Raw genomic sequence first — 14,734 nt, 5'->3', positions numbered from 1 at the left:
GGCCTATTCTGTACTTTTCGCACTCATCGCATTAACACGAATTAGCCTCCCCCCCCATTCCCCTCAAGCGATTTTTTTGTACGGTAGACTTTTTTCAACGATTCGTTATTATGCGAGGCAATTTTCTGCTTGTGAATCTGGGCAGATAATGACTATTGGCTTCGTATAACCTCACTGATAGGGTGTGAGGGTCTCTACCAGAATCCGTAAAATTCTGATTACGAAGAGTAAAGTGATTGATCGCTTTTCTCTTTGTATGACCGTCATACCTCAGATGAATAGCGCTTAATCGCAACTTTTTGATTAAGAGGGAACCATGAAACCATTTATTCAGCAACTGCCTAAAGTCGAACTCCATCTGCATATCGAAGGCTCATTGGAGCCAGAATTAATGTTTGAACTGGCGCAACGTAACCAAATCGAAATACCTTTCCGATCCCCTCAACAAGTGCGTGAGGCTTATCAGTTTTCAAACTTACAAGACTTTTTAGATATCTACTATCAAGGGGCGAATGTCTTAATCCACGAGCAAGATTTTTTTGATTTAGCGTGGGCTTATCTATTGCGTTGCCAACAAGACAATGTCATACACACGGAAATTTTCTTTGACCCTCAAACACATACCGCCCGTGGAATTGCCTTTGATACCGTCATCAACGGCATTAGCCGAGCACTGGAACAAGCAAAACATCAATTAGGCATATCCAGCCAACTGATCCTGTGCTTTTTACGCCATCTCAGCGAAGAAGAGGCATTACTAACCCTAGAACAAGCTTTACCATATCGAGATAAAATTATTGGTGTCGGGCTAGACTCGTCCGAGCAAGGTAACCCACCCGAGAAATTTATGCGCGTGTTTGCCAAAGCTCGTGAGGCAGGTTTTCTGACCGTAGCCCACGCTGGAGAAGAAGGCCCAGCACAAAATATCCGTCATGCGATGGAGTTATTACAGGTTCAACGGGTTGATCACGGAGTACGCTGTGTCGAAGACGCTGGATTAGTAGAACAATTAATTAAGACACGAATGCCGTTGACGGTTTGTCCATTGTCCAATCTAAAACTCAACGTTTTTCAAGAAATGTCTCAACATAATGTGGTGGAATTATTACGACAAGGGCTCTGTGTAACCATTAATTCTGATGACCCCGCCTACTTTGGTGGCTACATGACAGATAACTTCCTTGCGGTAGCGGACGCTCACCCTATGACTAAAGCCGAATTAGCACAATTTACCCTCAACGCGATTGAAGCCAGCTTTATCAGTGATGAGGAAAAACAGCGTCTAACACAACAAGTGACGGATTTTATGGCTCAACATTAATTGAATCTGTGGTTGAAATGCCTCCCTCATCCGGAGGGGGAGGCTGTCTTTTCGATTATCCCGGATGGCCATCGACGCGAGGCGTAAGTAACATCCCTGCAAATTTAATGACAAACAGAGCAAAAGCCCCCATCCATAAAACAGCACTGATATTCACCCATAACATCATTTGTACCGGCCAAATAGCAACACCCAACGCGCGTATACAAGCCGACAGCAACAGTGCGATAAAGGCCAACGACATACGAGGACCTTGATAAATCGCCCGCCCTGTGTGCCCCATGGTGACCCGTGCAATCATCGTTAAAATTAATCCCGCTAAAGCTCCTATCGCAAATAGGTGGATTAAGTTATGGGTAATGAATGCGTTATCGAGTAAACCACGCAGTAACAGACTCAATGGAATGCAAAAATAGAACAAGTGCAACGACCAAACTAAAGGTTCTTGGTAAGTTCGCCATGGTTTCCAACGTAAACAGCGAACCAACTGAGCCAAACCAGCAAACACCATAGTCGGCTGGCCAAACTGAGCCATGCTTAACGGGAAGAAGCTAAGAATAAACAGCACCACTAACGGAGCATTAGCCAAAAGATCCAGCCATTGATTGGCTTCAGGTTTCGAAAATTGAAAACGACGAGCGGTAAAGAAAGGGATCACTCGCCCCCCCATGATGGAAAGCAAGAGTGTAAACCACCATAACATCGCCAGCCATACCGCAGAAGAGGAAAAAGGAGGCATTCCTTTAATCGTTGCATAGCTGGCAAAATTGGCAGCGATTGCCAGTAAAAAAAGAGGGATAAAGAAAATATTACGCCACCCCTTCGCTTTTACCACTCGAATGCCAATTTCGTAGGCCGTTAAGGCCAAAAATATCGCCTCAATACTTGACGTTAACCATAAAGGCGCGGGAGTCCAAAAGAGAACACGAACGGCTAACCACAAGGCCACCAGCAGAGCTAATCGATATCGCTTTGTGCCGGGAATTCCCGTCCAGTTTTGTACCGCGGTCAATAAAAACCCCACAACAATCGCCATTGCAAAGCCAAACAGCATTTCATGCACATGCCACCAAAGAGCGGGAACCGCTAACCCTGTCGGCTGGCCCGTTTGAAACATCCACACCCACAAACCAATAGCAATGATGGCGTATATGCTTCCTAGCAAAAAGAAAGGACGAAACCCTAACCGAAGTACGGCAGGAATCTTTTCTTCGATACGTTTATCGACAATATTTAACACGGTGGCTCCTCATGACGTAATCGTCTACACTCTCATGCGTAACACTACGCATAAATCGCGCCAGTATTAAATACAATTAAAAACAAAAAGTTAAAAAAACAAAACTCAATAAAAAAGTCTAAACGACCCATTTAAAACAGGTCATTTAGACTCCATAAAATCAAATAAACTCAAGCGCGATTAATCACAACGCAGGCGATTTGCTTTTGCTTACCAAAACCAATGATCTGTGATAACGCTTTTTTCCCCACCGGAACATAAGCCGATGCCATAGCATGTTGCTCAGATTCAGCATGAGGATCGTGGAAGAAGAAAAATTTCTCACTCATACCGCTAAGAACAATCCAGTGTGGTTCCTTTTTTCCATCAAAACGATAAGTACTGATCAGCAATAACACACATGCACCTTGATTTACCCAAGTTTCAAGCTGCAACTGACTCGGTGGCGCATCGATAATTGCAACCGCTTGCTCATTCAGTTGCTGGCAAAAATCTTGGTGGACTAACTCAATCACCGTTTTTTTATTCGCATCACGAACACTGTCAATAAAAGGGGTGCCTTGTGATTGATTCCATAATTCAACATGAAAGCCACGCTTAGCCGCAGCCAGAGCCAATCCTTGTCCACTGCATCCCCCATGCCCAGCCGCCATAAAAATCGTCGTGGCTTCTCGCCATAATTGCAGCTCTTGGGTACGGCTCGGCTCAAAGTGAGTATCCAAACAAGCAAAACTCATTAATAGGCAAGCCGCTCCACAAGTAAAGGGCGTGGTTTGTACATAAAGCGGCATAGGCAATAACACTTTCGGCCCATGTGGAGTCAAACGCTTTTGCATTCGACGGCCATCACATAAATCATCGTAATAGTGGATCAAACATTTCAAGGTTTGGTAGCCCATTCTTTCATACAATTTTATTGCTGCTATATTGTCTTCACGGACTTCTAGCCGTAATGTAGTGAAGCCTTGATCAAGAGCGGCTCGCTCGCATTGCTCAACCAATGTTTGAGCAATCCTCCGGCCTCTGAAGTCAGGTTTAACGGCAATCGAATACAACCTTGAGAGCTGTGTACCTTGATGAAATAGTAGCAAAGCATAACCAGCCAGTTCGTCACCGGAATCGGCAACAAAAATCACCGAATGGCTGGAATGTAAAAAACGCTTCATTTGACGTGGAGAGATTTTGTCTCCATCAAACAGCTGTTGTTCTAACGCATTAAGCGCAGCGAGATCAGCACTTTTCGCAAGACGAAAGTCCATACGACGTCCTTACTGGATGAAAAAGTGGTTGGTAAGATTGTGTTTCAATCATAGACCTATTGATTTAGGAAGAATATAGCGATGGCAAACCTTTTAATCGTGACCGATCAAGCCAGTGATTGGCAGCAATATTTCCCTTCAGAGCAAGTCGTCAGTGTTGACCAATATCTAGATGCAGAATGGAAATCGACCCAGCGCAGCGTACAAGTGGTTAATCTCTGTCGCGATTATGATTATATGAGTACAGGCTATTACTGTTCTCTATTAGCAGAAGCTCGGGGGCATCGTGTGATCCCGAGAGTCATGGCTATTAATGATATTAACCAACCATTTTTACTTTCATCAGGGTTAGTCAAACTCAATAAGCTGTGTAAGAACATCGAGGCCATTCACTGTAAAATCTATTTTGGTCGCACACCAGAAAAAGGGTTAGAAAAGCTGGCTCAGCGTTTGTTTGAACAATTTATGGTGCCCGTCATTGAACTGGAAATGAATAAAATTCACGATCAGTGGCAAATCCATAAGATTGCCCCCTTTCCTTTTCAAGACTTGCAAGATAGCGAACAAGATTTTTTTATTGAATCACTGGAACTGTTTTCTAGCAAAATTTGGCGCAAACCCAAACAAGAAAAGAAATACCGTTACGATATCGCCATGCTGGTGGATGAGGAGGAAAAGATGCCTCCCTCCGATGCCTCCGCTCTTAAACGTTTCCGTCGGGCCGCTAATCGGCTAGGGATGAACTTGGAACTCATTTCTCCTGATGATCTCTCCCGCCTTGGCGAGTTTGATGGTTTGTTTATTCGTGCAACAACCAATATCAGCAACTACACCTATCGCTTTGCCAAAACTGCAGAAAAAATGGGACTGATTGTGATGGATGATTCAGAGTCCATCATGAAGTGTACGAACAAGGTTTTTCTAACCGAGTTATTGCAACGCAATAACGTGCCTGCGCCGAAAAGTGTCATCGTGCAAGGTTTTGATGAAAACTGGAAAAGCTACCTCATGGGGCAACTAGATTTCCCCATGGTACTAAAAATTCCTGATGGTGCCTTCTCACGAGGTGTCGTCAAAGTACGCAATGAGCAAGAGCTAGAAAAAGAAGCCACAGAATTATTTAACAAAAGTGCGTTAATTTTAGCACAAGCCTTTATGCCCACCGATTTTGACTGGCGAATAGGCGTCATGAACCGCCAAGCTATTTATGCCTGTAAATACATGATGAGCCGTGGTCACTGGCAAATCTATCAACACCATAGCAGTGGTCGCGTCTCTTCCGGTGGCTTTGAAACGTTGGATCTAAAACAAGTGCCCAAAGCTGTCGTAGATGTGGCAGTAAAGGCGGCAAACTTGATCGGCAGTGGATTGTATGGCGTCGATCTCAAAGAGATTGATGGACAAGTGTATGTGATTGAAGTTAACGATAACCCAAGTATTGATCACCACGTAGAAGATGCCTTTCTGGGGGATTTACTGTATGACCGAATCATGACCGAATTTTTACGTCGTATTCAGATGCGTGGCTTTTAAAACCGAGTTTGACTCCCACCCAAGTACTCCTTTATAAAAGTACTTGGGTTTCTTTTATCACAAGGGATTATATGGATTATCTTATTGATCACTGGGAATTTTCCGATCAACCCATTTCACACGCACTCGAAACCACCCAAAGAATTGAAGCACACCACTGGTATCATTGCCAACGAGACAAAACTGGTCTGCGAGAGTGGTTAATAGACAATACCATTCCATCTTCTATTGTCGATAGTTTACTAGCAGAAGACACTCGCCCATTATTTGAGCAATATGATGAACAAAATTTTCTGCTTATTTTGCGAGGAGTCAACCTTAATGAACATGCAGATCCTTCTGATATGCTCAGTGTTCGGATTCTCTATTATCAAGGAGCGTTAATCACCAGCAGAAAGATCCCATCAAAAACTATTACGGCAATACGAGACTTATTAACTCAAGGCCAAGGCCCCAAAACTCTCTCGGATGTCGTCCTTTCTATTATTGATGGGCTCAATAAAAATATTGATGATTACCTGGATTCAGTAGAAGAGAAGATCACCTTATTTGATGATGAAACGGAACTCAGTGATCCCCTTATTCAAACTCATAAAGCTTTACTCAAAATCAAACGCTTTATCAAACCACAACAATACGCGATCGATGATTATCAATCCTCGGTTAATTTACTCGCGACAAGTAAACAACTGCGTTTACGCCACAGTGTCAATACCATTATTCGCATTAACGAAACGCTAGACTTTTTCTTAAGTGAGCTAGAAATCATTAAAGGAGAACTTCGCCAATATCACGCAGAAAAAATGAACCAAAATACCTATCTTTTTTCTGTCATTGCCGCCATTTTTTTACCAACCAGCTTTTTAACTGGCTTACTGGGCGTCAATGTTGGGGGGATTCCAGGAACTGAATCACCCATCGCTTTTGCTTTATTTTGCGCCAGCTTAGTGGCTATTTTTGCATTAGAATTTTGGATTTTACATCGATTACGCTTTCTGACTAATCAGTAACCGAGCACTGTGTTTTATGTCTATTTGGCATTATGGAAGCCTTATCCAGCACCTTTTCCCCGCCAAATGAGCCAAGCAGAGATTCTCCCAACACAAAAGGAATGACAGATGTGGGAAATATTTAAAACCTTTTTTATTTTAGGCTGGATCAGCTTTGGTGGCCCCACCGCTCACATTGGTTATTTTCGTCAAACGTTTGTAACTCAGCGTCAATGGCTAACCGATGATCAATACGCACAACTGGTGGCTCTAAGTCAGTTTTTACCCGGGCCAGGCTCAAGCCAAGTCGGCTTTGCGATTGGTTATCAGCGTGCAGGGCTTCTAGGAGCTTGCCTTGCTTTTCTCGGTTTTACCTTACCTTCCATGGGCTTAATGGTTTTGTTAGGAAGTATTAGCCACCAGTTACTTGATCAACCAGTTTTTGAACACCTAATTCACGGTTTAAAATTATTGGCCGTACTAGTCGTGGCAGATGCAACCTGGGGGATGCATCAAAACTTTTGTCGCAACAAAGTAACCCACTACCTTTGTTTGCTTAGTGCTGTCATTCTATTACTCTTACCCGGTATGCTCTCCCAAATGAGTGTACTGATACTGGCCGCAATCGCGGGAATGCTCTGGCTAAAACAGCCACACACGTTATCAGATAAGCCTCGATTTCGACCTAACTGGTGGCCTCTTATTCTCTTCGCCACTTTATTCCTAGGGCTTCCTTGGCTAACCAATGGGCAACCAAGCCTGATGCTGTTTGAAACCTTTTTTCACGCAGGCAGCTTAGTGTTTGGTGGTGGCCATGTAGTGATGCCTTTATTGCAAAGTTTACTAACCGAACAGATCACAACCGATACTTTTTTAACCGGATACGCAGCCGCTCAAGCCGTACCGGGGCCGATGTTCACTCTCGCCACCTATTTAGGCGTCCATTTATTACCTAGCACCCCAATTTTTGGGGCGTTGGTTGCAACAACGGCCATTTTTCTACCTGGATTTTTACTCTTACTCTCAGTATTAAGAAACTGGCAAACCTTATCTCACCACCCCTTCATTTCTGGAGCCCTGAACGGCGTTAACGCCGCGGTTGTCGGGCTATTACTAGCCGCTCTTTATCAACCTGTTTTTATCAGCTCAGTCTTAACATCACTAGATGTCGCTTTGCTACTCATTGGTTATGGGCTATTAAAAGTTGCTCGATGGCCGATTCTTGGCCTAGTAATGTTTTACCTTCTCTGCGGATTAGGATTGGCATTTATTTAGTAAAAAGAAGTGAATTTGTGCTCTATAAATCGGTTAGTTCAGGTTTTGTCACCTAAACTAAAGCTGGTTGAATGATAAACAGGGTGGCATAGGAAAAAGCCAGAACAGCAAGAAAAAGGAAAGCTTGAAGATGGATAATAAAGAACAACATAGCTTCTTTGCTATTGCAGGAACGTTAAATACTCAATTGTCCCACATTCATCAGCGGATCCTCACTCATGATCCCACCATTGCCCGACTCTCTTTTGCCTTATACGATGCCGAAAACGATCAGCTAAAAACCTATGCCGATAGTACCTACCACGGCTTTGAACTGTCACATTACTCCTACCCTCTTAGCGATTTACCCTCTCTGCAAGCGTGTGTCAAATCAGGACAAGCGCGTTACCTTCATGATATCCCACGTGAATTAAATTCAGACTCACCACATAGTCGCTGGTTAATTGCACAAGGTTTTCACTCCTCTTTAGCTTTGCCGGTTTATCACGAACAAACCTTTATTGGCTTTATTTTTCTTAACTCTTGTGAAAAACAGGCTTTTCATCCTCAAAAATATGCAGAGCTTAAACCTTTCATCGATATCCTTCGTTTTGTGGTTAGCTCTGAATATGATTTGGTCCACTCACTGCTCAACGCAGCAACCGAAATGAATGAAAAATCCACCGAACATTGGCAAGAATCCAGAGAACATAAAGAACGGATCAGTCGTTTTGCGCGAGTCATAGCCTTAGAAGTGGCGGCTATTTATCAATTAGATGATGAGTTAATTGAACATATTAGCCAATTTTCCAAATGCCATGACATCGGTAAACTGTCGATACCTTGCCAAGTGCTAAATAAACCTTGTTCATTGGCTGATGAAGAGAGAGAACAACTCAACCAACATGTGGAGAAAGGCATTGAGATTATCAACCACATTATTGATGACATCGGATCCCCTGAACACCCGAGCGTTTCGGTTCTTAAAGAGATTGTGGCTTACCATCATGAATTTCTTGATGGTACAGGCTACCCCTATGGGTTAACAGAGGAATCCATCCCCGTTTCGGCTCGAATTATTACCGTTGCCAATATTTTTGACGCCTTGACCAGCCATCGTCCATATAAACAAGCATGGTCCATTCCTTTTGCTTTATTAGAACTCGAAAAAATGGTGGTAGCAGGTAAGCTGGATAAACATTGCGTTAACGCTCTACGCTACCATCAAGATTATCTCAAACGTGTGATTGAAACCTACCCAGAGGTCGACCCTCAAGATAGGTTCTCTCATTAATAAGTCGTAACGTTTTTTTCTTTCCATCATAAAGAATCGGTAATAAATGTGAGTTAACTACGCTAACACCCTCAACCTCCTGTGCTACATTTATAATCAATTAACAAAAATATAACAATTAACTTAAGCATGGAGTTTGAGAATGAATCAGCCAAACAAGTTAAGCCAAACAACTTGTGCTCTCCCACCACCTAACGAAATGATCTTAACTTGGGCACAAACGCGTCCTAATGAAGTGTACCTACGGCAAATGATTAATCGCCAATTTGTCGAATTCACTTTTTCTCAAGTCGCCGATAGCGCCTTAAGACTAGTTTCTGCATTACGCTCTCTAGGCGCAGAACCTGGCGACAAAATAGCACTCATCTCCAAAAACTGCGCAGAATGGTTTATCTGCGATCTCGCGATGATGCTCGGTGATTATGTCAGTGTTCCGATTTTCCCTACCGCTGGTGCAGATACCATTGAGTACTGCGTCAGTCACAGTGAAAGTAAAATATTAATCGCTGGTAAACTTGATGATAGCAAGGCAACCACACAAGTACTGAAAGCCATGCCTGAACTCATAAGTATCGGATTACCTTATCCATCTGCCCCCAAATGCCAATATCAATACCAAGAATTAATTGCACAACACTCGCCGAGTGAAGATAGGCCACTGCATACTGATGATAAGTTGATGTCTTTAGTATATACCTCTGGCACATCCGGACAGCCTAAAGGGGCGATGCTAACCTATGGGGCTTTTTCTTGGTCTGTGCAGCAACTGATTCATCAAATTGGTATTGAACCGGAAGACCGGCTCTTTTCCTACCTACCTTTGGCCCATATTACGGAGCGTGTTTATGTCTTTGGAACCTCCATACAAGCCGGAATTATCACCGCTTTTCCTGAATCATTAGATACCTTTATTGAAGATGTCAAAATGCAGCGTCCCACCCTCTTTATCTCTGTCCCTCGACTTTGGACGCTCTTTCAGCAACGTATTCAAGATAAACTTCCACAAAAGAAACTCAATATTTTGCTTAAAATCCCGCTGATCAACCGTTTCATTAAACATAAATTAGCCGATGGACTAGGCTTAGATAAGGCACGGATATTGGGTTGTGGCTCAGCACCTGTTTCACCTGCATTACTTGAGTGGTATCACAGTATTGGACTGGATATTACCGAAGCTTGGGGAATGACAGAATCCTTTGCCTACAGTACCCTCAATTGCCCTTTTAGAGCGGATAAAATCGGAACCGTCGGTCATGCAGGCCCCGGAATTCGGCTAAAAATTACCGATGAAGGGGAAATATTAGTACACAGTAAAGGTGTATTCTCGGGATACTACAAAAATGAAACCGCTTCTAAAGAAGCCTTTGATAGCGAAGGTTGGTTGCATACGGGTGATAGAGGATCTATTGATGCCGATGGTTACCTGACTATTCAGGGGCGAATTAAAGATACGTTTAAAACCGCCAAAGGAAAATTTGTTTCTCCTGTTCCAATTGAAAATAAACTCTTTGAATACAGCCGGGTAGAGATGCTCTGCCTTATCGGGTTAGGTTTACCCGCTCCAATTTTGCTGGTTGTCCCACATCAATTTCCTCATTTCGATAAAGCTCGTTATGAAAGAACCACGAAAAAAGTGCTCGACAAAATGAATGCTCAACTTGAATCACATGAACAAATTAAAGGGGTATTGATGATTAAAGAACCGTGGAGTATTGATAATGGCATTCTGACACCAACCCTAAAAATCAAACGGCATGTATTAGAGCAAAAATATCATGAAGTAGGGCAAAACTGGCCCAAAGATCAGTTGGTCGTCTGGGAAGAATAAGACTTCAAATTGAATTAAATCCCGTAAAGATTGCGCTCAATAAGGATAAGTCAATCAAGAGCATTCATCAAAGAACATAGAATCATGGCCAAGAAAAAAGCCCCACCAGTATTTACTGGTGGGGCTTTTTAAGCATCTAAATTAAAGAATTACTTCTTCTCTTTTTTCGCTTTAACGTCAGCAATAACAGCTTCAGCAACGTTAGCTGGACATGCAGCGTAGTGTGAGAACTCCATAGAGAACTGACCACGGCCAGATGTCATTGTACGCAGTGTACCGATATAACCAAACATTTCAGATAGTGGAACGTCTGCTTTAACACGAACACCCGTCACACCCGCTTCTTGGTCTTTGATCATACCGCGACGACGGTTCAAGTCACCAATCACATCACCAACGTGATCGTCAGGAGTGAACACGTCAACTTTCATGATAGGTTCAAGAAGTTGTGGGCCCGCTTTAGGCATAGATTGACGGAATGCGCCTTTCGCTGCAATTTCAAACGCGATTGCAGATGAGTCCACTGCGTGGAAGCCACCGTCAAATAGTTCAACTTCAACGTCTAAGGTTGGGAAGCCCGCAAGAACACCTTCTTGCATCATGCCTGCAAAACCTTTTTCGATTGCTGGCCAGAATTCCTTAGGAACGTTACCACCCACTACGGTTGATACAAACTTGAAGCCAGAGTTTGCTTCACCTGGTTTGATACGGTAATCGATCTTACCAAACTGACCAGAACCACCAGACTGTTTCTTGTGAGTGTAGCTGTCTTCAACGGCTTTCGTGATAGTTTCACGGTAAGCAACTTGAGGAGCACCAACTTCTAGCTCAACGCCGTAAGTACGTTTTAGGATATCAACTTTGATATCTAGGTGAAGTTCACCCATACCTTTTAGGATGGTTTCGCCTGAATCTTCATCAGTTTCAACTTGGAATGATGGATCTTCTGCAACCATTTTACCAATCGCGATACCCATTTTCTCTGAACCGTTTTTATCTTTAGGCTTAACAGCGATAGAGATAACTGGATCTGGGAAGATCATTGGCTCTAGAGTACATTCATGTTTTGGATCACATAGCGTGTGACCTGTTTGAACGTTCTTCATACCGACAACGGCGATGATATCACCCGCTTGAGCAGAATCGATTTCGTTACGTTGGTCAGCATGCATCTCAACCATACGGCCGATACGTTCAGTTTTGCCTGTTGCACTGTTAAGAATGGTATCGCCTTTCTTCATCTTACCAGAGTAGATGCGGATAAAGGTCAAGGCACCGAAACGGTCATCCATGATCTTAAATGCAAGAGCACGTAGTGGCTCATCAGCAGAAACAGTCGCAACTTCACCCGTTGGCTCACCAGTTTCAGGGTTAGTTAGCGGTTGAGCATCCACTTCTGTTGGAGAAGGTAGGTAATCCACTACCGCGTCCAAAATAAGCTGCATACCTTTGTTTTTATATGCAGAACCACAGTAAGTTGGGAAGAATGCAAGGTCACGAGTACCTTTACGGATACAACGTTTGATGTCTTCAAGAGAAGGTTCTTCACCTTCCATGTAAGCCATCATGAGTTCATCATCCATTTCAACAGCGGTTTCAATCAGCATTTCACGGTATTCAGCCGCTTTTTCCACCATATCTGCTGGAATATCAGTTACTTCGTAGTTTTCTGGCAGGCCAGATTCGTCCCAGATGTACGCTTTTTGGCTCAATACATCTACAACGCCTTTGAAATCTTCTTCGATACCGATTGGCAGAGTCATCACAAGTGGTGTTGCACCAAGTACATTCTTCACTTGCTCTACTACGCGGTAGAAATCTGCACCCATACGGTCCAGTTTGTTTACGAAGATAATACGTGATACGTGTGAATCATCAGCATAACGCCAGTTGGTTTCTGATTGAGGTTCAACACCACCAGAACCACAGAATACACCGATACCACCGTCAAGAACTTTTAGAGAACGATAAACTTCGATAGTGAAGTCTACGTGTCCAGGAGTATCGATGATGTTTAGGCGGTGATCTTTCCAGAAACAAGTAGTCGCAGCCGACTGGATAGTAATACCACGTTCAGCTTCCTGTTCCATAAAGTCAGTGGTGGTCGTACCGTCGTGACTGTCACCCATTTTATGGATTTTACCAGTTAGCTTTAGGATACGCTCGGTAGAGGTAGTTTTACCCGCATCTACGTGAGCAAAAATACCAATGTTTCTGTATTTTGATAAGTCGGTCATTGTCTTACTCTGTTAATAAGGTATAAAGTGCGCGCAGAGTATATCACAATCTGTCAAGACTGATAGCCCTGCTTACGCTTGCTGAAAAAAAATAGTCAATGATTGTCTATTGCTGATGAAATATAGGTGATAGCGGTGAAAGACGCGAGTAAAGATAGGTAAAATTTACTTCGCCATCACACGCTCCCCTTGGGAAAATCCAGCTTATTGATATTGCTACGTAGGTTTAAAGTTCATCAAAAGCATTGATCGCTTCCGATAACTTTCTCACTCCATGTATCTGCATACCTGCAATCCCATTTTTAGGCATATTAGCAATAGGAACAATCGCTTTAGTAAAGCCGTGTTTAAAAGCTTCATTGAGCCGCTCTTGTCCACTTGGAACAGGACGGATCTCACCGGCTAATCCAACTTCGCCAAATACCACTACATCTTTTGGTAAGGGTTTATCACGAAAGCTGGAGAGTAACGCCATCAGTAAGGCTAAATCTGCACTGGTTTCGGTTACTTTGACTCCACCAACTACGTTAACAAACACGTCCTGATCAGCCATTTGCAACCCACCGTGTTTGTGTAACACAGCCAGTAACAATGATAAGCGATTCTGTTCTAAACCGACTGCAACTCGTCTCGGGTTAGCCAATTGGGAGTAATCAACTAAGGCTTGAATTTCAACCAGCAATGGTCGAGTTCCTTCCCAAACGACCATGACAGAACTTCCTGAAGTCGCTTCTTCGCCACGAGATAAAAAGATAGCAGAAGGATTACTCACTTCTCGTAAACCTTGTCCTGTCATAGCAAATACGCCCAGCTCATTAACTGCACCAAAGCGATTTTTGTGACTCCGTAATGTTCGAAAACGGCTATCTGCGCCACCGTCAAGAAGCACTGAGCAATCGATAATATGCTCAAGCACTTTTGGACCAGCCAAGGTACCATCTTTGGTCACATGGCCAACAATAAACACCGCGACATTATTTTGTTTCGCATAGCGTGTCAAGGCTGTTGCTGATTCTCGAACTTGGGCCACGCTACCAGGAGAAGATTGAACATCTGCGACATGCATCACTTGAATCGAATCAATCACCATGATACGAGGCTGTTCCTTTTCAGCAATCTGACAGACACGGTCCACATTTGTTTCCGAGAGCATTTTTAAATGATCTTTCGGTAACCCAAGCCGAGAAGCCCGCATCGCCACTTGTTGTAACGACTCTTCTCCTGTGACATATAAGGTCGGCATTTGAGCTGAAAGCAAACACATGGTTTGCAGTAATAACGTCGACTTTCCTGCGCCAGGGTTTCCTCCAATTAAAATCGCAGCTCCTGGAACAACCCCACCGCCAAGTACTCGGTCAAATTCTTTAAAGCCGCTACTAAAGCGCGGAACTTCCTGAAGATCGATCTCAGAAAGAGTTTGCACTTGGGTTTCTGTTGCGCTCCCAGCGTACCCCATAAGACGCTCATGACGAGCCACCTGAGGAGAGGCGGCTAAGCGCACTTCCGAAATGGTATTCCAAGCCCCACACGCATTACATTGCCCCTGCCAACGGGGAAAGTCGGCCCCACACTCGTTACATACATAAGCACGTTTTGCTTTTGCCATGAATCCTCAAAACTTATCTGAACTGTGAACCAAAAGGTTTAAGAAAAGGTTAAATCACTGCACTATAGGATGACATCATATTGATGTTACTAACATAAATCACTAAAGATTAATGAAATCATGCCGATAAATCGGTTAGGGATTCACTCTAACAGAGACACGCTTTAATAGAA

At 43.4% G+C, this 14,734-nt stretch carries 10 protein-coding genes and 1 riboswitch; of the genes, 6 read left to right on the top strand and 4 right to left on the bottom strand.

Annotated elements, in window-relative coordinates; genetic code table 11:
• Nucleotides 1-141: 141 nt before the first annotated feature.
• A riboswitch (purine riboswitch) is annotated at nt 142-241 on the top strand.
• Between the two features lie 75 nt (nt 242-316).
• Nucleotides 317-1,321 carry an adenosine deaminase gene (locus EXA13_RS06710; RefSeq protein WP_238132497.1) on the top strand — a complete coding sequence of 335 codons (1,005 nt, stop codon included), beginning with the start codon at nt 317-319 and terminating at the stop codon, nt 1,319-1,321.
• Between the two features lie 55 nt (nt 1,322-1,376).
• Here the strand turns inward: EXA13_RS06710 and EXA13_RS06705 are convergent, their stop codons facing one another.
• On the bottom strand, nt 1,377-2,561 hold the full coding sequence (locus tag EXA13_RS06705) for an NnrS family protein (RefSeq protein WP_238132496.1): 1,185 nt from the start codon (nt 2,559-2,561) through the stop codon (nt 1,377-1,379).
• 170 nt (nt 2,562-2,731) lie between these two features.
• A complete protein-coding gene (locus EXA13_RS06700) occupies nt 2,732-3,820 on the bottom strand; it encodes a GNAT family N-acetyltransferase/peptidase C39 family protein (RefSeq protein ID WP_238132495.1) in 1,089 nt (362 codons plus the stop codon).
• A gap of 81 nt (nt 3,821-3,901) precedes the next feature.
• On the opposite strand from EXA13_RS06700, the gene EXA13_RS06695 reads away from it, so the two are divergent.
• The 5 genes from EXA13_RS06695 to EXA13_RS06675 all read left to right on the top strand — a co-directional run bounded on the left by EXA13_RS06695 (nt 3,902) and on the right by EXA13_RS06675 (nt 10,718).
• On the top strand, nt 3,902-5,353 hold the full coding sequence (locus tag EXA13_RS06695; RefSeq protein ID WP_238132494.1) for a RimK family protein: 1,452 nt from the start codon (nt 3,902-3,904) through the stop codon (nt 5,351-5,353).
• A gap of 71 nt (nt 5,354-5,424) precedes the next feature.
• Nucleotides 5,425-6,363 carry a zinc transporter ZntB gene (locus EXA13_RS06690; protein WP_238132493.1) on the top strand — a complete coding sequence of 313 codons (939 nt, stop codon included), beginning with the start codon at nt 5,425-5,427 and terminating at the stop codon, nt 6,361-6,363.
• A 108-nt stretch (nt 6,364-6,471) separates the two neighbouring features.
• Nucleotides 6,472-7,617 carry a chromate efflux transporter gene (gene chrA, locus EXA13_RS06685; protein WP_238132492.1) on the top strand — a complete coding sequence of 382 codons (1,146 nt, stop codon included), beginning with the start codon at nt 6,472-6,474 and terminating at the stop codon, nt 7,615-7,617.
• A 130-nt stretch (nt 7,618-7,747) separates the two neighbouring features.
• Nucleotides 7,748-8,890 carry an HD-GYP domain-containing protein gene (locus EXA13_RS06680; RefSeq protein ID WP_238132491.1) on the top strand — a complete coding sequence of 381 codons (1,143 nt, stop codon included), beginning with the start codon at nt 7,748-7,750 and terminating at the stop codon, nt 8,888-8,890.
• Nucleotides 8,891-9,032: 142 nt separating this feature from the next.
• A complete protein-coding gene (locus EXA13_RS06675; protein ID WP_238132490.1) occupies nt 9,033-10,718 on the top strand; it encodes an AMP-binding protein in 1,686 nt (561 codons plus the stop codon).
• Between the two features lie 149 nt (nt 10,719-10,867).
• Here EXA13_RS06675 and fusA read toward each other — a convergent pair whose 3' ends face one another.
• Nucleotides 10,868-12,955 (bottom strand): elongation factor G, encoded by a 2,088-nt coding sequence (gene fusA / locus EXA13_RS06670; protein ID WP_238132489.1) that lies wholly within the window; start codon nt 12,953-12,955, stop codon nt 10,868-10,870.
• Between the two features lie 226 nt (nt 12,956-13,181).
• Nucleotides 13,182-14,561 carry a DNA repair protein RadA gene (gene radA / locus EXA13_RS06665; RefSeq protein ID WP_238132488.1) on the bottom strand — a complete coding sequence of 460 codons (1,380 nt, stop codon included), beginning with the start codon at nt 14,559-14,561 and terminating at the stop codon, nt 13,182-13,184.
• Between the last annotated feature and the right edge of the window lie 173 nt (nt 14,562-14,734).

The sequence above is a fragment of the Vibrio cincinnatiensis genome, from assembly GCF_022113815.1.
GTDB classification, from domain to species: Bacteria; Pseudomonadota; Gammaproteobacteria; order Enterobacterales; family Vibrionaceae; genus Vibrio; species Vibrio cincinnatiensis_A.
Note: the sequence above shows the minus strand (reverse complement) of the source record. Positions and strands in the feature narration are given on the sequence as shown.